The organism is Streptomyces sp. NBC_00569, assembly GCF_036345255.1.
Classification (GTDB): Bacteria; Actinomycetota; Actinomycetes; order Streptomycetales; family Streptomycetaceae; genus Streptomyces.
Genome location: NZ_CP107783.1, coordinates 3,200,544 through 3,222,781, shown reverse-complemented (window position 1 = coordinate 3,222,781; position 22,238 = coordinate 3,200,544). Strand labels below are relative to the sequence as shown.

22 protein-coding genes are annotated in these 22,238 nt (G+C 71.3%); 15 read left to right on the top strand and 7 right to left on the bottom strand.

Going from position 1 to position 22,238, the window contains the following annotated elements; all coding sequences use genetic code 11:
* Positions 1 to 184: 184 nt before the first annotated feature.
* Positions 185 to 466 carry an HPr family phosphocarrier protein gene (locus tag OHO83_RS14470; protein ID WP_266674934.1) on the bottom strand — a complete coding sequence of 94 codons (282 nt, stop codon included), beginning with the start codon at positions 464 to 466 and terminating at the stop codon, positions 185 to 187.
* A gap of 177 nt (positions 467 to 643) precedes the next feature.
* Here OHO83_RS14470 and OHO83_RS14465 point away from each other — a divergent pair, with 177 nt between their 5' ends.
* The 4 genes from OHO83_RS14465 (at position 644) to OHO83_RS14450 (ending at position 6,023) form a co-directional block, all read left to right on the top strand.
* Positions 644 to 3,466 carry a bifunctional acetate--CoA ligase family protein/GNAT family N-acetyltransferase gene (locus tag OHO83_RS14465; RefSeq protein WP_330279585.1) on the top strand — a complete coding sequence of 941 codons (2,823 nt, stop codon included), beginning with the start codon at positions 644 to 646 and terminating at the stop codon, positions 3,464 to 3,466.
* 94 nt (positions 3,467 to 3,560) lie between these two features.
* Positions 3,561 to 4,148: a DUF5998 family protein gene (locus OHO83_RS14460; protein WP_266674936.1), complete on the top strand. Its 588-nt coding sequence runs from the start codon at positions 3,561 to 3,563 to the stop codon at positions 4,146 to 4,148.
* Positions 4,148 to 5,335 (top strand): alkaline phosphatase family protein, encoded by a 1,188-nt coding sequence (locus OHO83_RS14455; protein WP_266674937.1) that lies wholly within the window; start codon positions 4,148 to 4,150, stop codon positions 5,333 to 5,335. Before OHO83_RS14460 ends, OHO83_RS14455 begins: the two co-directional genes overlap by 1 nt.
* A gap of 37 nt (positions 5,336 to 5,372) precedes the next feature.
* Positions 5,373 to 6,023 (top strand): thymidine kinase, encoded by a 651-nt coding sequence (locus tag OHO83_RS14450; protein WP_227297807.1) that lies wholly within the window; start codon positions 5,373 to 5,375, stop codon positions 6,021 to 6,023.
* 28 nt (positions 6,024 to 6,051) lie between these two features.
* Here the strand turns inward: OHO83_RS14450 and OHO83_RS14445 are convergent, their stop codons facing one another.
* Positions 6,052 to 6,846 (bottom strand): VOC family protein, encoded by a 795-nt coding sequence (locus tag OHO83_RS14445; RefSeq protein ID WP_266674938.1) that lies wholly within the window; start codon positions 6,844 to 6,846, stop codon positions 6,052 to 6,054.
* A gap of 251 nt (positions 6,847 to 7,097) precedes the next feature.
* On the opposite strand from OHO83_RS14445, the gene OHO83_RS14440 reads away from it, so the two are divergent.
* Entirely contained in the window at positions 7,098 to 7,952 is an 855-nt protein-coding gene (locus OHO83_RS14440; RefSeq protein ID WP_266674939.1) for a sulfurtransferase, read from the top strand.
* Positions 7,953 to 8,062: 110 nt separating this feature from the next.
* Here OHO83_RS14440 and sepH read toward each other — a convergent pair whose 3' ends face one another.
* A complete protein-coding gene (gene sepH, locus OHO83_RS14435) occupies positions 8,063 to 9,133 on the bottom strand; it encodes a septation protein SepH (RefSeq protein WP_266674940.1) in 1,071 nt (356 codons plus the stop codon).
* A gap of 462 nt (positions 9,134 to 9,595) precedes the next feature.
* Here sepH and OHO83_RS14430 point away from each other — a divergent pair, with 462 nt between their 5' ends.
* Positions 9,596 to 10,858 carry a hypothetical protein gene (locus tag OHO83_RS14430; RefSeq protein ID WP_330279584.1) on the top strand — a complete coding sequence of 421 codons (1,263 nt, stop codon included), beginning with the start codon at positions 9,596 to 9,598 and terminating at the stop codon, positions 10,856 to 10,858.
* Between the two features lie 6 nt (positions 10,859 to 10,864).
* Here the strand turns inward: OHO83_RS14430 and OHO83_RS14425 are convergent, their stop codons facing one another.
* Both OHO83_RS14425 and OHO83_RS14420 read right to left on the bottom strand, forming a co-directional pair.
* Positions 10,865 to 12,226, bottom strand: coding sequence for a D-arabinono-1,4-lactone oxidase (locus OHO83_RS14425; RefSeq protein WP_266674942.1), 1,362 nt, complete (start codon positions 12,224 to 12,226; stop codon positions 10,865 to 10,867).
* Positions 12,153 to 13,424: an MFS transporter gene (locus OHO83_RS14420; protein ID WP_266674943.1), complete on the bottom strand. Its 1,272-nt coding sequence runs from the start codon at positions 13,422 to 13,424 to the stop codon at positions 12,153 to 12,155. The genes OHO83_RS14425 and OHO83_RS14420 overlap by 74 nt, the downstream gene beginning before the upstream one ends.
* A 106-nt stretch (positions 13,425 to 13,530) precedes the next feature.
* Between OHO83_RS14420 and OHO83_RS14415 the strand changes: the two genes are divergently transcribed.
* The gene (locus OHO83_RS14415) at positions 13,531 to 14,667 is read left to right on the top strand and encodes a ferrochelatase (RefSeq protein WP_266674944.1); all 1,137 of its coding nucleotides are present in this window, start codon (positions 13,531 to 13,533) and stop codon (positions 14,665 to 14,667) included.
* Positions 14,668 to 14,677: 10 nt separating this feature from the next.
* A complete protein-coding gene (locus OHO83_RS14410) occupies positions 14,678 to 15,475 on the top strand; it encodes an inositol monophosphatase family protein (RefSeq protein WP_266674945.1) in 798 nt (265 codons plus the stop codon).
* 103 nt (positions 15,476 to 15,578) lie between these two features.
* Here the strand turns inward: OHO83_RS14410 and OHO83_RS14405 are convergent, their stop codons facing one another.
* Positions 15,579 to 15,752, bottom strand: coding sequence for a hypothetical protein (locus OHO83_RS14405; protein ID WP_227297816.1), 174 nt, complete (start codon positions 15,750 to 15,752; stop codon positions 15,579 to 15,581).
* Between the two features lie 323 nt (positions 15,753 to 16,075).
* Between OHO83_RS14405 and OHO83_RS14400 the strand changes: the two genes are divergently transcribed.
* From OHO83_RS14400 to OHO83_RS14385, 4 genes are all read left to right on the top strand, one after another.
* Positions 16,076 to 16,729, top strand: coding sequence for a response regulator transcription factor (locus tag OHO83_RS14400; RefSeq protein ID WP_266674946.1), 654 nt, complete (start codon positions 16,076 to 16,078; stop codon positions 16,727 to 16,729).
* A 6-nt stretch (positions 16,730 to 16,735) separates the two neighbouring features.
* On the top strand, positions 16,736 to 17,980 hold the full coding sequence (locus tag OHO83_RS14395; protein ID WP_266674947.1) for a sensor histidine kinase: 1,245 nt from the start codon (positions 16,736 to 16,738) through the stop codon (positions 17,978 to 17,980).
* 461 nt (positions 17,981 to 18,441) lie between these two features.
* Complete coding sequence (locus OHO83_RS14390; protein ID WP_030357326.1) at positions 18,442 to 18,738, top strand: DUF4193 domain-containing protein; 297 nt, start codon at positions 18,442 to 18,444, stop codon at positions 18,736 to 18,738.
* Between the two features lie 13 nt (positions 18,739 to 18,751).
* A complete protein-coding gene (locus OHO83_RS14385; RefSeq protein ID WP_330279583.1) occupies positions 18,752 to 19,750 on the top strand; it encodes a hypothetical protein in 999 nt (332 codons plus the stop codon).
* Between the two features lie 6 nt (positions 19,751 to 19,756).
* Here OHO83_RS14385 and OHO83_RS14380 read toward each other — a convergent pair whose 3' ends face one another.
* The gene (locus tag OHO83_RS14380; RefSeq protein ID WP_266674949.1) at positions 19,757 to 20,203 is read right to left on the bottom strand and encodes a DUF3093 domain-containing protein; all 447 of its coding nucleotides are present in this window, start codon (positions 20,201 to 20,203) and stop codon (positions 19,757 to 19,759) included.
* 58 nt (positions 20,204 to 20,261) lie between these two features.
* On the opposite strand from OHO83_RS14380, the gene OHO83_RS14375 reads away from it, so the two are divergent.
* From OHO83_RS14375 to OHO83_RS14365, 3 genes are read left to right on the top strand one after another with little or no spacing between them, the layout of a single operon-like run.
* Positions 20,262 to 20,846, top strand: a complete 585-nt coding sequence (locus tag OHO83_RS14375) for a PaaI family thioesterase (protein ID WP_116508891.1) — start codon at positions 20,262 to 20,264, stop codon at positions 20,844 to 20,846.
* Positions 20,843 to 21,370 carry a dUTP diphosphatase gene (dut, locus tag OHO83_RS14370; protein WP_100591168.1) on the top strand — a complete coding sequence of 176 codons (528 nt, stop codon included), beginning with the start codon at positions 20,843 to 20,845 and terminating at the stop codon, positions 21,368 to 21,370. The genes OHO83_RS14375 and dut overlap by 4 nt, the downstream gene beginning before the upstream one ends.
* A 1-nt stretch (position 21,371) precedes the next feature.
* The gene (locus OHO83_RS14365; protein ID WP_266674951.1) at positions 21,372 to 22,139 is read left to right on the top strand and encodes a DUF3710 domain-containing protein; all 768 of its coding nucleotides are present in this window, start codon (positions 21,372 to 21,374) and stop codon (positions 22,137 to 22,139) included.
* Positions 22,140 to 22,238: the final 99 nt, after the last annotated feature.

Genomic DNA, 22,238 nt, shown 5'->3' with positions numbered 1-22,238 from the left:
TTTTAAGGGCCCTGTTTCTGCTGTCCCGAAATTATGAGAACAGGGTCGCAGAAAGATAAAGGGTCTGCTCGGAAAATCCGAACAGACCCTTTATGTGGCGCGATCTTCTGCGAGCAGCAAACGGCGCCCAAGAATCCAGGAACCCGGTAGGGGGCAACACTGAGCGACCCCGCACCGGCCCGTACTAGACGGTCTCGGGAAGCTCCTCGAGCCCCTCGGAGACCAGCTTGGCCAGGCGGTCGAGCGCGATGTCCGCACCCTCGACGTCGGAGGCCAGGACGATCTCCTCGCCGCCGCCGGCGCCCAGGCCGAGCACCGCGAGCATGGAGGCGGCGTTGACGGGGGTGCCGTCGAGCTTGGAGATCGTCACGGGGACGCCGGCCGCCGTGGCCGCGCGGACGAAGATGGAGGCGGGGCGGGCGTGGAGGCCCTCGGCCCAGCCGACGTTGACGCGGCGCTCAGCCATGTGATGCTGCCCTTCAGGATTCTCACGGTTGTCTAGACCAGTCTCCCACATCGGTGGACGTGCCCGATGTGGGTCCTACGTACCGTCCGCACACGCCCGTCGGCCCTCATAGCGTGCCTTCGGCCCGGTCGCGCCGCGACCCGTACGACTGTCACCGCCGCGCCGTACGCTGGGCCCATGCAGACCCCGTCGGACCGGCACGCATACCCCGCCCACTGGGAAGCAGACGTGGTGCTGCGCGACGGCGGCACCGCGCGCATCAGGCCCATCACCATCGACGACGCCGAGCGGCTCACGAGCTTCTACGAGCAGGTCTCCGACGAGTCGAAGTACTACCGCTTCTTCGCGCCGTACCCGCGCCTGTCCGCCAAGGACGTGCACCGCTTCACCCATCACGACTACGTGGACCGGGTGGGCCTCGCGGCCACCGTGGGCGGCGAGTTCATCGCGACCGTACGCTACGACCGCATCAACGCCCAGGGAATGCCCGCCTCCGCCCCCGCCGACGAGGCCGAGGTCGCCTTCCTCGTGCAGGACGCCCATCAGGGCCGGGGCGTCGCGTCCGCGCTCCTGGAGCACATCGCCGCCGTCGCCCGCGAGCGCGGGATCCGCCGCTTCGCCGCCGAGGTGCTGCCCGCCAACACCAAGATGATCAAGGTGTTCACGGACGCCGGATACACCCAGAAGCGCCACTTCGAGGACGGCGTCGTCCGCCTGGAGTTCGACCTCGAACCCACCGAGGCCTCGCTCGCCGTGCAGCGCGCCCGCGAGCAGCGCGCCGAGGCCCGCTCGGTGCACCGGCTCCTCGCCCCCGGTTCCGTCGCCGTCATCGGCGTGGGCCGCACGCCCGGCGGAGTCGGCCGCAGCGTCCTCGACAATCTCCGCGACGCCGGCTTCACCGGCCGCCTCCACGCAGTGAACAGGGCGTTCCCCGAGGATCTGCACGACCTGGACGGCGTCCCCGCGCACCGCTCCGTGCACGACATCGACGCCGCAGAGCCCGTCGACCTCGCCGTCGTCGCCGTCCCCGCGCGGTACGTCCCCGACGTCGTCGCCGAGTGCGGAGAGCGCGGCGTGCAGGGGATCGTCGTGGTCTCCGCCGGATACGCCGAGTCCGGCAGCGAGGGCCGCGCCCGCCAGCGCGAACTGGTGCACCAGGCCCGCTCGTACGGCATGCGCCTCATCGGGCCGAACGCCTTCGGCGTCATCAACACCTCGCCCGAGGTGCGGCTCAACGCGTCGCTCGCGCCCGAGATGCCGCGCGCCGGCCGCATGGGCCTGTTCGCCCAGTCCGGGGCCATCGGCATCGCGCTGCTCGCCCGCCTCCAGCGGCGCGGTGGCGGCGTCACCGGAGTGACAGGAGTGTCGACGTTCGTCTCCGCCGGCAACCGCGCGGACGTGTCCGGGAACGACGTACTCCAGTACTGGTACGACGACCCGGACACGGACGTCGCCCTGATGTACCTCGAAACCATCGGCAACCCGCGCAAGTTCACCCGCCTCGCCCGCCGCACGGCGGCAGCGAAGCCCCTCGTCGTGGTGCAGGGCGCCCGGCACAGCGGCATCGCGCCCCTCGGCCACGCGGTCCGCGCCACGCGCCTGCCGTACGCCACCGTCTCCGCCCTGCTGCGCCAGGCGGGTGTCATCCGCGTGGACACCATCACCGAACTCGTCGACACCGGCCTGCTGCTGGCCCGCCAGCCCCTCCCGCCGGGCCCCCGCGTGGCGATCCTCGGGAACTCGGAGTCGCTGGGCCTCCTCACGTACGACGTCTGCCTCGCCGAGGGCCTGCGGCCGAAGCCGCCGAAGGACCTGACGACCGCGGCGTCCGCCGAGGACTTCCACGCGGCGCTCACCGAGGCGCTCGCGGACGACAAGTGCGATGCGGTCGTCGTCACGGCGATGCCCGCGGTGGGGGAGTCGACCGCCGAGGACGCGGTGCTCGCCGAGGCCCTCAGTTCGGCCGCGGCCGGCACCACCACCAAGCCCGTCCTGGTCGTGCACGTGGAGCTCGGCGGCCTCGCCGAAGCGCTCTCCGCGGCCACCAGCACCGGCCCCAAGGCGCTCGCCAGGACCTCCGACGCGCCCCCGGCCGGACGCCCGCCCGTGGACGAGCCCGCCCCGACGCCCGCGCTCATCCCCGCCTACCCCGCCGCCGAGCGCGCCGTCCGCGCCCTCTCCGAAGCCGTCAAGTACGCCCAGTGGCGGCGCGACGCGGCGGAGCCCGGCAAGGTCCCCGAGTACGACGGCATCGACGAGACGGGCGCCGCCGAGCTCATCGCCGCGCTCCTCGCGAAGGACGACGACCCGCGCGGCGCCGAGCTCGCCCCCGAGGACGCTCGCGCCCTCCTCGCCCGCTACGGCATCGACGTACGGCAGACCCTGCCCGCCCCCGGGCCCGACGAGGCGGCCGCCGCCGCGCGCACCCTCGGCTACCCCGTCGCCCTCAAGACGACCGCCCCGCACCTGCGCCACCGGGCCGACCTCGGAGGAGTACGCCTCGACCTGCCGAACGAGGAGGAGCTGCGCCGCGCGTACGAAGAGCTGTCCGAGACCCTCGGCAAGCCCGAGGAGCTGCGGCCCGTCGTCCAGGCCATGGCACCCCGCGGCGTCGACACCGTCGTCCGCGCGGTCATCGACCCGGCCGCCGGCGCGGTGCTCTCCTTCGGACTCGCGGGCGCCGCGTCCGAGCTGCTGGGCGATACCGCCCACCGGCTGATTCCGGTCACCGACCGGGACGCCCAGTCGATCGTCCGGGGCATCAAGACAGCACCCCTGCTCTTCGGCTGGCGCGGCTCCGCACCGGTCGACACGGCCGCGCTCGAAGAGGTGCTGCAACGGGTCTCGCGGCTCGTGGACGACCATCCCGAGGTCGTCGCCGTCTCCCTGGAGCCCGTCGTCGTCGCCCAGAGCGGCCTCTCGGTCCTCGGCGCCTCGATACGGCTCGCCCCGCCACCCGCCCGCGACGACCTCGGCCCGCGCACCTTGCCCGCGTACTGAGCGGACCGCGTGAGACGAGCCCCACATACGGGTGTTTTCCGCACCCGTCCACAGGCGCACCGCGAGCCCCCCGCCGGGCTTTAGGATGGACCTCATGGCCAAGACCAGTACGACGACCCAAGGGCTCCGCGCGGCGATCGAGCGCAGCGGCTACTACCCGGCCCTCGTGGCCGAGGCGGTGGAGGCCGCGGTCGGCGGCGAACCCATCGGGTCGTATCTGGTCCACCAGGAGACCACCTTCGACTCGAACGAGGTGCGCAGGCACGTCACCGTGCTCGTCCTCACCGGCACCCGCTTCATCGTCAGCCACACCGACGAGCAGGCCGCCGACACCACGTCGCCGACGCCGTACGCCACGACGTCCACCGAATCCGTGAAGCTCGGCCGGATCTCGTCGGTCGTGCTGAGCCGCGTCGTCGCCAACCCGGAGAAGTACGTCCCGGGCGCCCTGCCCCGCGAGGTCGTCCTGACCATCGGCTGGGGTGCCGTCGCCCGCATCGACCTGGAGCCCGCGGCCTGCGGCGACCCCAATTGCGAGGCGGACCACGGGTACACGGGCAGCTCGACCGCCGACGACCTGAGCCTGCGCGTCAGCGAGACCGGGGACGGCCCGGACACCGTCCGTCAGACCCTCGCCTTCGCCCAGTCCCTGTCCGAGGCGACCGCGGCGACAGCGCGCTGATGGCCACGCCCGCCTGGGACGACGTAGAGCCTCTCGCCGTCCGGTCCGCCCCTGTGCCCGAGTACGGCGCCGGCTCCCTCGCCGACCTGCTGCCCACCCTCGGCTCCCACCTGGGCGTCCCCGGCTGCGCTCCTGCGATACCCGAGCTCGCACCCGCCGACCGCGCGTGCGTGTTCCTGATCGACGGGCTCGGCTGGGAGCAGCTCCAGGCCCACCCGGACGAGGCCCCGTTCCTGACCTCGCTCCTCGCCTCCTCGCGCGGCGGCACCGGCCGCCCGATCACCGCGGGCTACCCGGCGACCACCGCGACCTCGCTCGCCTCCGTCGGTACGGGCCTGCCGCCCGGAGCGCATGGCCTGCCCGGCTACACGGTCCGCAACCCGGACACCGGCGAGCTGATGAACCAGCTCCGCTGGAACCCCTGGACCCAGCCACACGTCTGGCAGCCGTACCCGACGATCTTCCAGCGCGCCCACGAGGCCGGTGTGCACACCGCGCAGGTCTCCGCCCCCGCGTTCGAGTCGACGCCCCTCACGAAGATCGCCCTCAGTGGCGGCACCTTCCGCGGGCGCCTCTCCGGCGAGGACCGCATGGACCTGGCCGCCGAGCAACTGGCTGCGGGCGACCGCTCGTTGGTGTACACGTACTACAGCGAGGTCGACGGCAAGGGCCACCGCTTCGGGGTCGACTCCGACCCGTGGCGCGGCCAGCTCATGTACGTGGACCGCCTCGCCCAGCGCCTCGCAGAGCAGCTTCCCCCGCGCAGCGCTCTCTACATCACGGCCGACCACGGCATGATCGACATCCCGTTCGACGAGCAGTCCCGCATCGACTTCGACGAGGACTGGGAGCTGAGCGCCGGCGTCGCCCTCCTCGGCGGCGAGGGCCGCGCCCGCCACGTCTACGCGGTGCCGGGCGCCGAGTCCGACGTCCTGACCGTGTGGCGCGAGGTGCTCGGCGAGCAGTTCTGGATCGCGAGCCGGGACGAGGCGATCGAGGCCGGCTGGTTCGGCCCGCACATCGACGAGCGGGTCTACGCGCGCCTGGGCGACGTCATCGCGGCCGCCCACGACGACGTGGTGATCATCGCCTCGGAGCGGGAGCCCAAGGAGTCGGCCATGGTCGGCAACCACGGCTCGATGACCCCCGCCGAGCAGCTCGTACCGCTGCTCGAAGTACGCTCCTGATCGTCCCCCACCATCGCGGAAAGGTCCTCAACTCCCCATGCCCGAGCTCGTGTTCTTCTCCGGAACGATGGACTGCGGAAAGAGCACCCTGGCTCTCCAGATAGAGCACAACCGCTCGTCGCGCGGCCTCAAGGGCATGATCCTCACACGCGACGACCGGGCCGGTGAGGGCAAGCTCTCCTCGCGTCTGGGCCTCGTCACCGACGCCGTCGAGGTCGCCGACGAGCTCGACGTGTACGCGTACGTCGTCGACCAGCTGTCCCAGGGCGGCCGCGTGGACTACGTCATCGCGGACGAGGCGCAGTTCCTCGCGCCCGCCCAGATCGACCAGCTCGCCCGCGTCGTCGACGACCTCGGCCTCGACGTCTACGCCTTCGGCATCACGACCGACTTCCGGTCCAAGCTGTTCCCCGGTTCCCAGCGCCTGGTCGAACTCGCCGACCGCGTCGAGGTCCTCCAGGTCGAGGCCCTGTGCTGGTGCGGCGCCCGCGCCACGCACAATGCCCGCACGGTCGGCGGCCGGATGGTCGTCGAGGGCGCGCAGGTCGTCGTCGGGGACGTCGACCGGAGCGACGACGAGGTCGGCTACGAGGTCCTGTGCCGACGTCACCACCGCAAGCAGCTGACAAGCGCCACGGCACACGCGGCGGCCCTGTCTCCCGAAGTGCTGCCGGTCGCTTCGGCCTGAAACCGCCGCTGACGTCCGCCAGGAGGCCCTAGGGCCTCTCGTCCGCCTCGCGCGGCGCCGACCGTACGAGGGTGAACACCGCGCCCTCCGGGTCCGCGACCGTCGCCAGACGGCCCTGGGAGCCCTCGCGCGCGGGCTTCAGGACGTGGCCGCCGAGCTCCTTGACCAGGGCCACCGACTCGTCGACGTCCGCCACCTCGAAGTACGTCATCCAGTGCGCGCCCCGGTCGCGCGGGAGCGCCTGGCCCACGCCGTGCACCGACGCCACCGGGCTGCCGTTCAGGTGCAGGGTCAGATAGTCGAAGTCGGCGGAGACGACGGCCTCCTCCTCGTAGCCGAAGGTCACCTCGTAGAACTTGGCGACGCTCGCCGTCTCCTGGGTCACCAGCTCGTTCCACGCCGGCGCCCCCGGTACCCCGGTGAGCGCCATCCCCAGGTGCTCGGCCGCCTGCCAGATGCCGAACACCGCGCCCGCCGGGTCCGACGCGATGGCCATCCGTCCCGCCTCACCGGCGTCGAGGGGTCCGACGCCGACGGTGCCGCCGCAGTGGCGAATGCTCTCGGACGTGGCGTCCACGTCGTCCGAGGCGAGGTACGGGGTCCAGGCGACGGGCAGGTGGCGGTCGGGCGGCATCTGCCCGATCCCGGCCACCTCATGACCGTCGAGCAGGGCCCGCACGTAGGGGCCGAGCTGCTGCGGTCCCGGCCGGAACTCCCAGCCGAACAGAGCCGCGTAGAACTCCTGGGTCGCCGCCATGCCGTGCACCATGAGACTCACCCAGCAGGGGGTGCCCGGCGCGCGCCTGGCTGCTGCCTCGGTCATCGTCACTCTCTCCTCGGAACAGGATCACGTGTCGCAACGCGCCCGAGCTGATGCTGGCACTCCGCGCCGCGGGAAGCTCATCGGCCGCGCCGCCACGGACGGACTCCTCGCACGAGGATGCCCGGTGAGATGTCCGTATCCATTGCCGCGCCGTGACCTCGCGATGTCAGGTCTGTCAACGCTCGGTAGTCGATCGTGCACGCTAGCCGACCAGCGGCGCTCGGGCCAGAGCATGAGCAAGGATGGCCCACATGAATGCCATCATCTCCGCAACCGAACTCGTGAGCGAGTCGGCGGGCGGGAACCCGCCGGTCATCCTCGACGTCCGCTGGCAGCTGAGCATGGCCAAGGCCACGGGAGCCCCGGCCTTCGACGGACGGGCCGCATACGAGGCCGGACACATCCCCGGCGCGGTCTACGTCGACCTCGACGCCGACCTCGCGGGACCGGCCGGGGCCGCCGGCCGGCATCCACTGCCGGACGTCGCGTCCTTCGGCGCCGCGATGCGGCGGGCCGGTGTGTCGGCCGACCGGGACGTGGTCGTGTACGACGGCGGACAGGGCTGGGCCGCAGCGCGCACCTGGTGGATGCTGCGCTGGACGGGTCACCCGTCCGTGCGAGTGCTCGACGGCGGTCTCGGCGCGTGGGAGGGCCCGCTGGAGACCGCGGTGCCGTCGCCCGCCCCGGGCACCTTCGAACCCGCGCCGGGCGCCGTGGGGCTCCTGGACGCGGACGGGGCGGCCGCGCTGGCACGCTCGGGGGTCCTGCTCGACGCCCGCGCCGCCGAGCGCTACCGGGGCGACGTGGAGCCGATCGACCGCGTCGGCGGCCACATCCCGGGCGCGGTGTCCGCTCCGACGTCGGAGAACGTGGCACAGGACGGCCGTTTCCTGCCCGTCGAAGCGCTCGCCTCCCGCTTCAAGTCCCTTGGCGCGTCCGGGGATTCGGGAGAGGTGGGCGTGTACTGCGGCTCCGGCGTCTCGGGTGCCCACGAAGTGCTCGCCCTCGCGGTGGCGGGCATCGACGCGGCGCTGTACGTCGGTTCGTGGTCCGAGTGGTCCTCGGACGAGTCACGCCCCGTGGCGACCGGCCCCGATCCCCAGTAGGGCATCGGCAGTTGAGAGCGTGAGAGGAGGCCCGCGCCGATGTGGCGCGGGCCTCCTCTGCGTGCGGTTCGTGTGCCGCGTACGCCTCGCGTTCCCCGTACGGCGTGAGGCTAGTCCTGCTTCTTGCGGCGGGTGCCGAAGACGATCTCGTCCCAGCTCGGCACGGCCGCGCGCCGTCCGGGACGGACCCCGTCGGCCTCGGCCTGGCGGTCGGTGGTGCCGGTGAGACGGTCCCGGTGTCCCGCGACACTGCGGGGCATGAGGACGTCCGCGTAGGCGGAGCCCGCTCCCGCGGACGCGGCGGGAGCCGGGGGCTCCTCCGCCTCGGCGGGCTCCGGCTCGTCCGTGACGGGCTCGGGTGCGGGCAACGCGGGGCGCTCGGGGACCACGATGTCGCCGCGGTAACTGGGTACGGCTTCCAGGAGGCTGGTCAGCGAGTCACGCTCGACGGCGGAGACGGCCGTCGGGCTCTCCTCGGTGATCTCCGGCGCGGGGGCCGGCGGCGCGGGACGCTCCAACTGCCGGTCGAGGGCCCGGTCGAGCGGGCGGTCGCGGGGCAGCCTCGCGATGCGCGGCACGAACGGAAAGCTGGGTTCCGGCGCGGCGATGTCGTCGGTCTCGCCGATGAGCGAGCGCGCCTCGTCGTCGACGGCCTGGACGAGCCGCCGGGGCGGGTCGTACGTCCAGCTCGCCGAGTGCGGCTCACCCGCGACCAGGTAGACGAGCAGGACTTCCCAAGTGCCGTCGTCGCGACGCCAGGAGTCCCACTGGATGGTCTCCCTGTCGGCGCCGCGCAGCACCAGACGCTCCTGCACCGCCTCGCCGAGCTGGGGGCCCGCGTTCTCGCCGGGGCGGCGTACGGGGGTCTTCCTGGCCCGCTCGGCCATGAAGGCGCGCTCGGCGAGGACGGGGCCCTCGAAGCGACGGACACGGTCGACGGGGATGCCTGCGAGCTGGGCCACCTCCTCGGCGGAGGCACCGGCACGTATACGCGCCTGGATGTCGCGGGGGCGGAGATGGCTCTCCACCTCGATCTCGATCTGGCCGAGGCGCGGACGGTCGCCGCGCACGGCGGCCCGGAGGCGCTCATCGATCGGAAGCGTGTACTCCGTGCTGTCCGCAGCCTTCAGCACCAGCCGTGTGCCGTCGTTAGAGACGGCCACGACACGCAGTTCGGGCATGGGGACCTCCCGGGTGGTGCCTGCCGACGTCACGTGCGTCGCTGCTTCCGCTAGTCGAGTGTGGCCTGCCCGGGTGCAGCCTGCCACAACCTTGCCGAGTTGCCCGGCGTGTCGGGCCAGGGCCCTGGATCGCCGTTATGGCACGGTTACCTGTTCGCAACGCTAAGTGACCGAGCTCGTCACCCTGTGCAACGAACTCCCTCCCGGCGGTCCTGGAAGGCCCCGGGCACCCTGACGGGAGACCGGACCCAGGGCTCGCAACGGTACTCCATTCGGGCCACTCGGGTGGACCGGCACGCCATCGAAGTTCTCATGGGGGGCGGGAGTTGGGTACGGGGCATCACTCGTTCGGGGTTCATTGACGTGGCGTGCTTCACGGAATCCCCAGAAACGGAACTAATCACTTCGTGCATCCGTCCCTATCTCGTGAAGTAAGTCGAGAAAGGCAGGCAAGGGTCGGAGATGGGCGAGAAGCCGGAAACCTCCCAGGATGCACAAGAAAAGCCCAAGGGGAAGCGGCTCGACCTGAGTCTGCCCCAGGTGGCGGGCAGCGCCGTGGCCGCCGTGGTGGCGGCCAAGCTGGCCGCCGGGCTCGGTGTGTACGGGACGATCGTCGGTGCGGGAGTGGTGAGCGTGCTGGCCACGTGCGGCGGCTCGCTCTTCCAGCACTTCTTCCGGCGCACGGGCGAGCAGATACGTGATGTCGCGGGCCAGGCGATACCGAAGGGCCGGCAGATCCCGGTGACGGAGGACGGGTATCCGGTACCGGAGACCTTCCGGTCCGACGCGGTCGCTGCTTCCGTGGTGCCGCCCGCGGCCACGGCGGCGATGCGGACGGACGTGCTCCCGAGGACGACGACCTGGGGGATGGGCGGTGCTCCGGCCCAGGACACCGACGCGACGACTGTCCTGCCGGCACTGGACGCGGAGCGGACGCGGGTCCTCAAGGCGGCCGGCGGCGACGCGGATCGGACGCAGCTCCTCACGGCCGGCGGTGGTGACCCGGATCGGACGCGGTTCCTCAGGGCGGGTGGCGGTGATCCGGAACGGACGCAGCTCCTGACAGTCGGCGGTGACGGTCCGGACCGGACCCGGCTCCTGAACGCAGGCGTCGGCGGTGCCGATCCGGAGAAGACCCAGGTGCTCAGGGCCGGGGCCCGTGATACGGAACTGCCGCCTCCGCCGGGCGACTTGGGCGACGGCCTCATCAACGGACTTCCCGACGAGTTCACCGAAGGGACCACGCACCGCGCGCGCGTGCGGAGCTGGAAGCGCCCCCTCGTCGCCGCTGCCGTGGTCTTCGGAGTGACCATGGGCGGCATCACGACGTACGAGCTCGCCTCGGGGCAGAGCTTCAGCGGTGACGGCCGGCGGACCACGCTCCGCGAAGCCTTCACCGGCGGAGGCGCCCCCTCGCCCCGCAACGACGACACCCCCGTGCCGAGCACCTCGCAGGAGCCGTCGGACGGCAGCAGCTCCGGGACGCAGAGCGGCACCCCGCAGGACGGCAGCGGGGCGCACAAGGGTGGCACCGAGGAGCCCACGCCCACGCCCAGCGCGAGCGAGGACTCCCGAACCGGTCAGGACAACGGCTCGAGCAGCGGTTCCGGGACCGGCGGGGACAAGTCCACGCCCACGCCGACCCCGACGCCCACTCCGAGTGCCTCGCAGAGCGGCGACGGAGCCGACGAGCCGCAGCAGCAGGCCGAGACGCCCGCGGAGTGAGCGCGGTCAGTCGCCGATGACCCGCCGCAGATAGTCGTTGGCGAACAGGCGGTCCGGGTCGAGACGGTCGCGCAGCTCCGTGAACTCGCCGAGGCGCGGATAGACCGTCGAGAAGTAGTCCGCGTCGCGCGTGTGCACCTTGCCCCAATGCGGCCGGCCCTCGTGCGCGGTGAAGATGTGCTCGGCCGCCGTGAAGTAGGCCTGGTACGGGGTGCCCTTGTACATGTGGACGGCGATGTACGCGCTCTCCCGGCCGGACGCCGTGGAGAGCGTGATGTCGTCCGCGGGGGCCGTGCGGACCTCGACGGGGAAGCTGATGCGCAGGTTCGAGCGATCGACCATGGACTTCAGCTCGCGCAGCGTCTCGACGAGTGCCGCACGCGGAACGGCGTACTCCATCTCCACGAAGCGGACGCGGCGCGGGGACGTGAAGACCTTGTAAGGGATGTCCGTGTAGGTGCGGGCCGAGAGTGCGCGGCTGGAGATCTTCGCGATCGACGGGATCGTCGAGGGGACCGCGCGGCCGAGTGAATTGACCGCCTGGAAGAGGCCGTTCGACAGCAGCTCGTCCTCGAGGAAGCTGCTGAACCTGCTGACGGGGGCTTCCGGCCCCGCGCTGCGGTTGTTGCGCTTGGTGTTGCAGTTGCCGGTGTGCGGGAACCAGTAGAACTCGAAGTGCTCGTTCTCCGCGTACAGCGCGTCGAAGTCGCTCATGACCCTGTCGAAGGTCATCGGCTCTTCACGGGCGGTGAGCAGGAAGATCGGCTCCACGGCGAACGTGATCGCCGTGATGACGCCCAGGGCGCCGAGTCCGATCCGCGCGGCCGCGAAGACCGCGCGTTCTTCTGCGGTCCCCTTCTCCGAGCAGGAAAGGACCGAGCCGTCTGCGGTGACCAGTTCGAGGCCCTTGATCTGCGCGGATATCGACGCCGATTCGCGGCCCGTGCCGTGCGTGCCGGTGCTCGTGGCACCCGACACCGTCTGCTCCATGATGTCGCCCATGTTCGTGAGCGACAGGCCCTCGCGGGCCAGGGCGAGGTTGAGTCGCTTGAGCGGGGTCCCGGCCTCCACCGTGACGGTGCCGGCCTCGCGGTCAATGTTGCGGATGCCGGTCAAGAGTTGAGGGCGTATCAATACACCGTCGGTCGCCGCAGCAGCGGTGAACGAGTGCCCCGTACCGACGGCCTTCACCTTCAGGCCGTCGTCGGCGGCCGCGCGGACGGCCGCAGAGAGCTCCTCCACCGACGCGGGCGTCACCTCGCGGACCGGCCGGGCGGTGACGTTCCCCGCCCAGTTACGCCACGGTTCGTTCCGTGTCCTGGCCTGCCGGGCTCGCGTCGTTTCGCTGCCCGAGTTCCCCGTGCTCATTGGTTCCTCCCCGCTGCGGCGCCGGCTGCTTCAGCCGGCGGTACCCCAGGAACCCGACCGCCACCGCGACGGCGCCGGCCACGGCCGGAACCCCGTACCCGGCCTTCGCGCCGGCGGCGTCGATCACCCAGCCGGCCGCGGAGGAGCCGAGCGCGACACCGACCGCGAGTCCGGTGCTCACCCAGGTCATGCCCTCGGTCAGTTTCGCGCGTGGTACGTGCTGCTCGACGAGGGCCATCGTCGAGATCATCGTCGGTGCGATGGACAGGCCCGCGACAAAGAGCGCCACGGCCAGAAACGGAAGGTTCCCGACCAGTAGGAGGGGGATCATACTCACGGCCGTCGTGCACACACCGACCAGCCACCGGCGTGCGGGCGCCCCCTTGAAGTGCAACAGCCCGAAGACCGCTCCCGCGACGCAGGACCCCGCCGCGTACACCGCGAGCACGAGACTGGCCGCCGCCTTGTGGCCCTCGTCCTCGGCGAACGCGACCGTCACCACGTCCACCGCTCCGAAGATCGTGCCCGTCGCCACGAACGTCGCCACCAGGACCTGGAGACCGCGCGACCCCAGGGCGGACCCCCCGGAGTGCTGTCCGCGCGGATGCGGCACCGGCTCGGTCGCGCGCTGCGCGGTCAGCCAGAAGACACCGGCCGCGAGGAAACAGCCCGCGAGAAGGGGCCCCGCCTCCGGGAACCAGGCGGTCGACAGACCGATCGAGATGATCGGCCCGAAGATGAAGCACACCTCGTCGATGACGGACTCGAAGGAGTACGCGGTGTGCAGCTGAGGGGTGTCCCTGTAGAGGGCCGCCCAGCGCGCCCGGATCATCGATCCGACGCTGGGCACGCAGCCGATCAGGGCGGCGAAGACGAACAGCGTCCAGTCCGGCGCCTCGAACTTCGCGCACAGCAGCAGACCGGCGACGGCGACGAGCGAGACCAGGGCGGCGGGGCGCAGCACACGGCGCTGCCCGTGCCGGTCGACGAGGCGTGAGATCTGCGGGCCGATGGCCGCCGCCGAGAGCGCCACGGTGGCGGACAGACCACCCGCGAGCCCGTATCGGCCGGTCAGCTGGGAGACCATCGTGACGATCCCGATGCCCATCATCGACAGGGGCATCCGGCCCAGGAACCCGGCGACCGAGAAGCTCTTGGTGCCGGGCAGGGCGAATATGGCGCGGTAGGGGCTGGGCAAGTCGACTCCGGTAAGGCGCGTAGGTGGCCAAGACAGCTTACGGGTCCCGGGGCTCACGAGCATGGTCGTTTTCCGCCTGTCAGTGACGGATGGCAGGATCAAAGGCATGTCCGATGCGCTCGATCCCACGCCCTTCGACGGCTACGACGCCCTGCTGCTGCTCTCGTTCGGAGGCCCCGAAGGCCCGGACGACGTGGTCCCGTTCCTGGAGAACGTGACGCGTGGCCGGGGAATCCCCAAGGAGCGGCTCAAGGAGGTGGGGCAGCACTACTTCCTGTTCGGCGGGGTCAGCCCCATCAACGAGCAGAACCGCGCCCTGCTGGACGCGCTCCGCAAGGACTTCGCGGACCACGGCCTCGACCTGCCCGTCCACTGGGGCAACCGGAACTGGGCGCCGTACCTGACGGACACCCTCCGCGAGATGGTCACCGACGGCCACCGGCGCATCCTCGTCCTCGCGACCAGCGCGTACGCGTCGTACTCGGGCTGCCGTCAGTACCGCGAGAATCTCGCGGAGTCCCTCGCCGCCCTGGAAGCGGAGGGGCTCGAAGTGCCGCGCGTCGACAAGCTGCGGCACTACTTCAACCACCCGGGCTTCGTGCGCCCCATGATCGACGGTGTCCTGAGGTCGCTCGCCGACCTCCCCGACGACGTGCGGGACGGCGCCCACATCGCGTTCACGACGCACTCCATCCCGACCGCGGCCGCCGACGTCTCCGGGCCGGTCGACGACCACGGCGACGGCGGTGCCTACGTGAAGGAGCACCTGGACGTCGCGCGCGTGATCGCCGACGCGGTCCGTGAGGAGACCGGGGTCGACCACCCCTGGCAGCTCGTCTACCAGTCGCGGTCCGGCGCCCCGCACATCCCGTGGCTGGAGCCCGACATCTGCGACCACCTCGAGGAGCTTCACGGCGCCGGTGTGCCGGCCGTCGTGATGGCGCCCATCGGGTTCGTCTCCGACCACATGGAGGTCCTCTACGACCTCGACACCGAGGCCACGGCCAAGGCCGCCGAGCTCGGCCTCCCGGTGCGCCGCTCCGCCACGGTCGGCGCGGACCCCCGCTTCGCCGCCGCGGTCCGCGACCTCGTCCTCGAGCGGACCGCCGCGGAGCGCGGCCGGGCCGTCACGCCGTGCGCCCTGGGCGCGCTGGGCGCGAGCCACAACCTCTGCCCGGTGGGCTGCTGCCCCTCCCGTGCCCCCAAGCCCGCGGCCGCGGGCGCCGACAGCCCGTACGCGTAAGGATCTCGACGTGACAGACCTGAAGGCCGAACTCCTCGAGGTCGCCCTGGAGGCCGCCGCCCGCGCCGGGACCTTCCTGCGCGACGGCCGGCCCGCCGACCTCGGCGTCGCCGCCACCAAGACCAGCGCCGTGGACGTCGTCACGGAGATGGACATCGCCTCCGAGAAGCTGATCACCGGTTTCCTCGCCGAGCGCAGGCCGGACGACGGCGTCCTGGGCGAGGAAGGCGCGAGCACCGAGGGCAGCAGCGGGATCACCTGGGTGATCGACCCCATCGACGGAACGGTCAACTACCTGTACGGGCGCCCCGAATGGTCGGTCTCGATCGCCGCCCGCCAGGGCGACGAGACCCTCGTCGGGGTCGTCGCGGCGCCCCTGCGCGGCGAGACCTACCGCGCGGTCCTCGGCCAGGGCGCGTTCGTGAACGACCGCCCGGCCCACGCGCGCGTGGCGCCCCCCTTCGAGCAGGCACTCGTCGGCACGGGATTCGGCTACCTCGCCGCACGCCGGGCCCACCAGGCCGATGTCGTACGGGAGTTGGTGCCCCACGTGCGCGACATCCGGCGCGGCGGTTCGGCTGCCATCGACCTGTGTGACGTCGCCGTCGGACGCCTCGACGCGTACTACGAGCGCGGCCTGAACCCCTGGGACCTGGCGGCCGGGGACCTCATCGCCAGGGAGGCGGGCGCGCTCACCGGCGGACGCCCCGGTGAGGTGCCGTCCGGCGAGCTGACGATCGCGGCGCCGCCCGGACTCTTCGAGCAGCTCCAGAGCCGCCTTGAGGAGCTCGGGGCCTGGCACGACTGACGGACAGCGGCCCGCCGAGCGCGCGGGAAGCACGGGAACGGCACAAGAAAGGGCCCCGGCGCCTGCCTGGATCGACCAGGCGCCGGGGCCCTTCCGTACTGCGTCAGACGCGCGCGACGCCGAGTTCCACGCCGTGTTCGGCGGCGAGCCGATGCAGGTCGTCCAGCTCGTCCTGCTCGATCTCGACGAGGAATTCGTCGCCCGTCGCGCGAGCCCGGCTCAGATCGGACTCGGTCGCCTTGATGCGCTGCAGAAGTCCTGCGGTGAATGCGTCCATGGTTGCGCCCCCTCGTCCTGGGTCGTGGGTCGGTGGCACGGGGATGTGCCCTCGGAAGGGGCGATCACGTCTCACACCGCCCTGCGGAAAGCGGGTCGTGGCACGCCACATACAAAGCGTGATCGCGGGTGTAAATCCGTCCTCCCCGCGCTCACTTACGCAGAAACCTCGGGCGGCCAGAAAATCCCGCATTCCCGGGGCGCCCCATCGCCTTACAGCCGGTTTATGGCCGAAAGGGGCAGGATGGAGCCCACACTCCACGACCCGGACCTGCTCACAGGTGCTCAGAACCTGCCCGCAGGTCACACAGGAAGGACAGCGACGTGCGCGTACTCGTCGTCGAGGACGAGCAGCTGCTCGCCGATGCGGTGGCCACCGGACTCCGCCGGGAGGCCATGGCCGTCGACGTCGTGTACGACGGTGCGGCCGCCCTCGAGCGCATCGGCGTGAACGACTACGACGTGGTCGTCCTCGACCGGGACCTCCCGCTCGTGCACGGCGACGACGTCTGCCGCAAGATCGTCGAACTGGGCATGCCGACCCGCGTCCTGATGCTGACCGCCTCCGGCGACGTCAGCGACCGCGTCGAGGGCCTCGAGATCGGCGCCGACGACTACCTGCCCAAGCCGTTCGCGTTCAGCGAGCTGATCGCCCGTGTGCGGGCGCTCGGACGCCGTACGAGCGTGCCGCTGCCGCCCGTCCTCGAACGCGCGGGCATCAAGCTCGACCCGAACCGCCGCGAGGTCTTCCGCGACGGCAAGGAGATCCAGCTCGCACCCAAGGAGTTCGCCGTCCTCGAGGTGCTGCTGCGCAGCGAGGGCGCCGTCGTCTCGGCCGAGCAGCTCCTGGAGAAGGCCTGGGACGAGAACACCGACCCCTTCACGAACGTTGTCCGGGTCACGGTCATGACCCTGCGCCGCAAGCTCGGAGAGCCCGCCGTCATCGTGACCGTGCCCGGCTCCGGATACCGGATCTGATCCCCTGTGGCCTCGACACCGGCGCCACCGGCCGCGCCTCCGAAACCCACCTGGGACCCCAGAAAAGCCGAGCCGCCCTACCCGTGGCTGCGCCCGACCATCCGTATACGCCTCACCCTGCTGTACGGCGGCATGTTCCTGATCGCCGGCATCGTGCTGCTGTCGATCATCTATCTGCTCGCCGCGCAGGCGCTGAACGTCGGCAGTGACCTGCCGTTCACCGTCACGAACGGCTCGGTGAGCAGTGGTACCTGCCGTAACTTCTCGGGCCTCCCCGACCACCCCACGACGGGCCAGCTCAATTCCGCGCTGAACGAGTGCGTCAACGAGATGCGTCAGCACGCACTCGACAACCTCCTCAGTCGCTCGCTCCTCGCCCTGCTCGGCCTCGCCGTGATCGCGTTCGCCTTCGGGTACGCGATGGCGGGTCGCGTCCTGGCCCCGCTGGGCCGCATCACGCGCACCGCGCGCCGGGTGGCCGGCACGGACCTGTCGCGGCGTATCGAGCTGGACGGCCCGGACGACGAGCTGAAGGAGCTGTCCGACACCTTCGACGACATGCTCGACCGCCTGGAGAGAGCCTTCACCGCGCAGCAGCGGTTCGTCGGCAACGCGTCGCACGAGCTGCGCACCCCGCTCGCGATCAACCGCACGCTCCTGGAGGTCCATCTCTCCGATCCCGGGGCGCCGATGGAGCTCCAGCAGCTCGGCAAGACGCTGCTGGCGACGAACGAGCGCAGCGAGCAGCTCGTCGAGGGCCTGCTCCTGCTCGCCCGCAGCGACAACCAGATCGTGGAGCGCAAACCGGTCGACCTCGCCGAGGTCGCCACCCAGGCCATCGACCAGGCCCGCTCGGAGGCCGACGCGAAGGGTGTCGAGATCCGCGGCGAACGCAAGGAGGCCGTCGTCCAGGGCAACGGCGTGCTCCTGGAGCGCATCGCCCTGAACCTCGTCCAGAACGCCGTCCGGTACAACGTCCCGGAGGGCGGCTGGGTCGAGGTCACCACCGAGGCCCAGCACGGCCAGGCGGTCCTCGTGGTGTCCAATACGGGGCCCGTGGTGCCCGCGTACGAGATCGACAACCTCTTCGAACCGTTCCGGCGGCTGCGCACCGAGCGCACCGGGAGCGACAAGGGAGTGGGGCTCGGTCTGTCGATCGCCCGCTCGGTGGCACGCGCCCATGGGGGCCGTATCATCGCGGAGCCGCGTGAAGGGGGTGGGCTCGTCATGCGGGTCACCCTGCCGATCTGAGGCCTCCGAGACACGCGTCACCTCCCGATCTGAGCGTTCCGAGATGCGGGTCGGCGACCGATCTGAGATGCTTCCGCCGACGTGCCGGGGGAGTTCGCTTTTAGCGGAATTTTCGGGACCCGGTCCCGGGAAGACCGTGTGTGATCGATCACAAGAGCGAATTTCCGGCCATCTACTCTCCGTGATCGCAAAAGCCCCCGGAAAGCCTGGAAAATCCGGGTTTTCAGGGGTCCTGATCACGGGAAGTACACGGGGTGGCGCCCGTGAAGTACAACCTTTGGACCGTGTACGGTCCCGTTCGCCATCCAACCCGATCACTCGTGAGGGATCCGGTTGGGTGTCGATTGAGTAACAGACCTTGATGTGAGGCAAAATCTCCGCCTCAGGTCGGGCACAAAGTCCGGCCTCCCGCGCGTTGTGCGCTGGAGACACCGCATACACCCAGAGGGGGAGAGCGACACATGGCAACGGATTACGACACCCCACGCAAGACCGACGATGATGTCAACGAGGACAGCATCGAGGAGCTCAAGGCTCGGCGGAACGACAAGTCGACCTCGTCGGTCGACGTCGACGAGTTCGAGGCTGCCGAAGGCCTGGAGCTCCCGGGAGCCGACCTCTCGAACGAGGAGCTGGCCGTCCGGGTCCTGCCCAAGCAGCAGGACGAGTTCACCTGCATGAGCTGCTTCCTGGTGCACCACAGGAGCCAGCTGGCCCGCGAGAAGAACGGCCAGCCGATCTGCCGCGACTGCGACTGAGGCAGGGTCGGCCGTGACTGGCTCGACCCCGCCCTGGAAGCGCCGCTCCCGGAAGAGCCGGGAAGCGGACGGTGGCCCGTCCGACGACGGCGTGCGTGACGACGAGCGAGGCTCTTCCCCCACAGGAGCAGCCTCGCTCGAGGACGCGGACGACCAAGAGGTGGCGGGCGACCTCGCGGCGGCGGGATACAGCGACGTGCCCGCCGTCTCCACAGCGGGTGACCAAGCGCCGATCGGCGGCCGTGCACAGGTCGCCAGGCGACGTGTGGCCGCCGTCAGGGACGGCGTCCGCAGGAGCGGCACCGCCGCCAAAGCGGGACTCGGCTATGGCGGCACCGCCGCCAAGGCGGGACTCGGCTACCTCGCCGACCGGATCATCGAGAATGCGCCGCGTGTGCCGGTGCGCGATCTGGCGACCCTGCGCAAACAGTTCCCCGGCCTGAGTGCCGAACAGCTCGCCGACAAACTCGTCGCGGGCGCCGCCAACGCCACCTCCACCGTGGGCGCGGGGATCGGCGCCGCCGCGATGATGCCCGTACCTCCCGCGATGCCCGCCGAGCTGGCGGCCGAGATCACCGGCGTCGCGGCCATCGAGATGAAGCTCGTCGCCGAGCTGCACGAGGTCTACGGCGTGCGCCCGCCCGGCCCCCTCAAGGACCGCAGCGCCGCATATCTGGCCTCGTGGACCGAGGAGCGCGGTATCCAGGTGACGAAGCCCTCGACGATCAATGCGGCGCTCGGCGGCCAGATGAAACGCGAGCTGCGCCAGCAGATCATGAAGCGCATGGTGCGCAACCTGCCGAACCTGATGCCGTTCATGGTCGGCGCCGCGGTCGGGGCGGTCATGAACCGCCGCGACACCAAGAAGCTCGCGGGGCGGATCCGCAAGGACCTGCGCAAGATCCAGGTCCCCTGGGACGCTCTGCCGGAGCTGCCGCCCCTGGAGCGCCCCGGCGACCCGCACCCGCTGATGCCGGGCGACGCACCCGGGCCCGAGGAGCTCGGAAGCTGACCGGCGCTACTTGCCGAGCGCCTTCGCCAGCCCCTGCGGGTCCCGCGTCGACAGATACACGTACGGGGTCGGGTCCTGCGGGTCGATGACGTCCACGCGCAGAGCCGTCGGGACATAGCTGCGCAGCAGCATGAAGGCGCGCGGGTCGGCCTTGTGCGTGCGCCAGGCGCGCGCACCCTCGGCGTCCAGGATCTCCGCGTCACCCAGCGCCGACAGAGGGATCTTCGCGTCTCCGGCGACCAGTGAGTCCGCCACGACGCGGATGCGCACGGAGCCGTACGAACTCGTCACCACGGCCGCCGCGGCCGTCCCGCCGACCAGCCCCCCGAGCAGCGGCAGCGTGCCGAACGGCAGCATGATCAGGGCGCAGGCGACGCCGAGCAGAAGTGAGACGAGCCACCACGAGCGGGGGGCGGTGAGGCGTTCTTCGAACGGTGCGGTGGAGAGCTCCATGCGGTCAAGCTTGGCACGGTGCGCTTTCTCCCAGGACGCGCGGGTAAGGTCTGCGCCTGTGAGTGGTACTTCTGCAGCTCTGACGCCCCCCGCCGACGCCATAGCGCCCGTGCGGCACCCCGATGCCCCCGCACCCGGTGAGCTCCTCGGCGCGCACTACGGACACTGTTTCGGATGCGGCGACGAACAGCCCCACGGGCTGCACCTGGCGGCTCGCGCGCAGGACGGCGTCCGCGTCACCGCCGAGTTCACGGTGCGCCCCGCGCACCAGGGCGCCCCCGGTCTCGCCCACGGCGGAATCCTGGCCACCGCCCTCGACGAGACGCTCGGCTCGCTGAACTGGCTGCTGCGTGTCATCGCGGTGACCGGCCGGCTGGAGACGGACTTCGTGCGGCCCGTGCCCGTGGACACCGTGCTGTACCTCGACGCCGAGGTCACCGCCGTCGCCGGCCGCAAGATCTACTCGACCGCCACCGGCCGGATCGGCGGCCCCGACGGGCCCGTCGCGGTCCGCGCCGACGCCCTCTTCATCGAGGTGAAGGTCGACCACTTCATCGACAACGGCCGCCCGGAGGAGATCCAGGCGGCCATGAGCGACCCGGACCAGGTCCGGCGCACCCGTGCCTTCGAGGTGAACCCGTGACCCGAGCCCCTCTCGACGTGCTGATCAGGCGCGTCGATCCCGACGTACCGCTGCCCTCGTACGAGCACCCCGGTGACGCGGGCGCGGACCTGCGGACCACCGAGGCGTGCGAGCTCGCGCCGGGCGAGCGGGCCGTACTTCCCACGGGGGTGTCGATCGCGCTGCCCGAGGGGTACGCCGCCTTCGTGCACCCGCGATCCGGACTCGCCGCCCGCTGCGGTGTCGCCCTGGTGAATGCCCCAGGGACGGTGGATGCCGGGTACCGTGGAGAGATCAAGGTGATCGTGGTGAATCTCGACCCGCGCGACAGCGTGCGGTTCGAGCGCTTCGACCGGATTGCCCAACTGGTCGTCCAGCAGGTCGAGAAGGTGCGCTTCCAGGAGGTGGCGGAGCTTCCCGACTCGGCGCGGGCCGAGGGGGGCTTCGGGTCCACCGGTGGTCATGCCGCCGTGGGACCGGGCCCGGGTGGGCATCAGGGTGGGAATCGATACGCATCGGTCGTATCCGACCGGGAAGGACAGTGACGTGTTCGGACGTCGCAAGAAGAACGGCGCCGCCGATGACGCGGCGGGCGAGGCCGAGCAGGTCGTCGACGGCGTAGCCGACGACAGCGACGCGGGCGAGGGCGAGTCGCAGCGCGTGCGGCTCGAGCCCGAGCCGCGTCCCGACGGCCCCTGGGACGCCTCCGAGGTCCGCGAGCCCGGCGAGGGCCGCGTGGACCTGGGCGGACTCTTCGTCCCCGGAGTCGAGGGCATGGAGCTGCGGGTCGAGGTCGCGGGCGACGCGATCGTCGCGGCCACCGTCGTCCTCCAGGACAGCGCCGTGCAGCTCCAGGGCTTCGCCGCCCCCAAGAAGGAGGGCATCTGGGGCGAGGTCCGTGAGGAGATCGCCTCGGGCATCACTCAGCAGGGTGGCGTGATCGACGAGGTCGAGGGTCCGCTCGGCTGGGAGCTGCGGGCCCAGGTGCCGGTGCAGCTGCCGGACGGCACGGGCGGCTTCCAGGTCGTCCGGTTCATCGGCGTCGACGGCCCCCGCTGGTTCCTGCGCGGAGTGATCTCCGGACAGGGCGCGGTGCAGCCGCAGGCGGCCGGGCTCCTGGAGCAGATCTTCCGGGACACCGTCGTGGTCCGTGGTGAGGGCCCGATGGCTCCGCGCGACCCGATCGTCCTGAAGTTGCCGGACGACGCGCAGATGGTCGCCGAGGGCGTGCAGCAGGAGCCGCAGGAAGGCTCCCGGTTCGCCGGCGGCATGGGGCAGCTGGCGCGCGGCCCCGAGATCACCGAGGTGCGCTGAGTCGCACCCTTACGGCCATCGATGGGCCGCACGCTCCGCCGGAGTGTGCGGCCCATCGGCGTTGCGCGGCTCGGCAGTTGAAGGTTGTCCAGACCACTG

Coding starts and splice junctions, on each gene's coding strand:
- OHO83_RS14470 (WP_266674934.1), bottom strand. CDS start 466: ATGGCTGAGCGCCGCGTCAACGTCGGCTGGGCCGAGGGCCTCCACGCC.
- OHO83_RS14465 (WP_330279585.1), top strand. CDS start 644: ATGCAGACCCCGTCGGACCGGCACGCATACCCCGCCCACTGGGAAGCA.
- OHO83_RS14460 (WP_266674936.1), top strand. CDS start 3,561: ATGGCCAAGACCAGTACGACGACCCAAGGGCTCCGCGCGGCGATCGAG.
- OHO83_RS14455 (WP_266674937.1), top strand. CDS start 4,148: ATGGCCACGCCCGCCTGGGACGACGTAGAGCCTCTCGCCGTCCGGTCC.
- OHO83_RS14450 (WP_227297807.1), top strand. CDS start 5,373: ATGCCCGAGCTCGTGTTCTTCTCCGGAACGATGGACTGCGGAAAGAGC.
- OHO83_RS14445 (WP_266674938.1), bottom strand. CDS start 6,846: ATGACCGAGGCAGCAGCCAGGCGCGCGCCGGGCACCCCCTGCTGGGTG.
- OHO83_RS14440 (WP_266674939.1), top strand. CDS start 7,098: ATGAATGCCATCATCTCCGCAACCGAACTCGTGAGCGAGTCGGCGGGC.
- sepH (WP_266674940.1), bottom strand. CDS start 9,133: ATGCCCGAACTGCGTGTCGTGGCCGTCTCTAACGACGGCACACGGCTG.
- OHO83_RS14430 (WP_330279584.1), top strand. CDS start 9,596: ATGGGCGAGAAGCCGGAAACCTCCCAGGATGCACAAGAAAAGCCCAAG.
- OHO83_RS14425 (WP_266674942.1), bottom strand. CDS start 12,226: ATGAGCACGGGGAACTCGGGCAGCGAAACGACGCGAGCCCGGCAGGCC.
- OHO83_RS14415 (WP_266674944.1), top strand. CDS start 13,531: ATGTCCGATGCGCTCGATCCCACGCCCTTCGACGGCTACGACGCCCTG.
- OHO83_RS14405 (WP_227297816.1), bottom strand. CDS start 15,752: ATGGACGCATTCACCGCAGGACTTCTGCAGCGCATCAAGGCGACCGAG.
- OHO83_RS14390 (WP_030357326.1), top strand. CDS start 18,442: ATGGCAACGGATTACGACACCCCACGCAAGACCGACGATGATGTCAAC.
- OHO83_RS14380 (WP_266674949.1), bottom strand. CDS start 20,203: ATGGAGCTCTCCACCGCACCGTTCGAAGAACGCCTCACCGCCCCCCGC.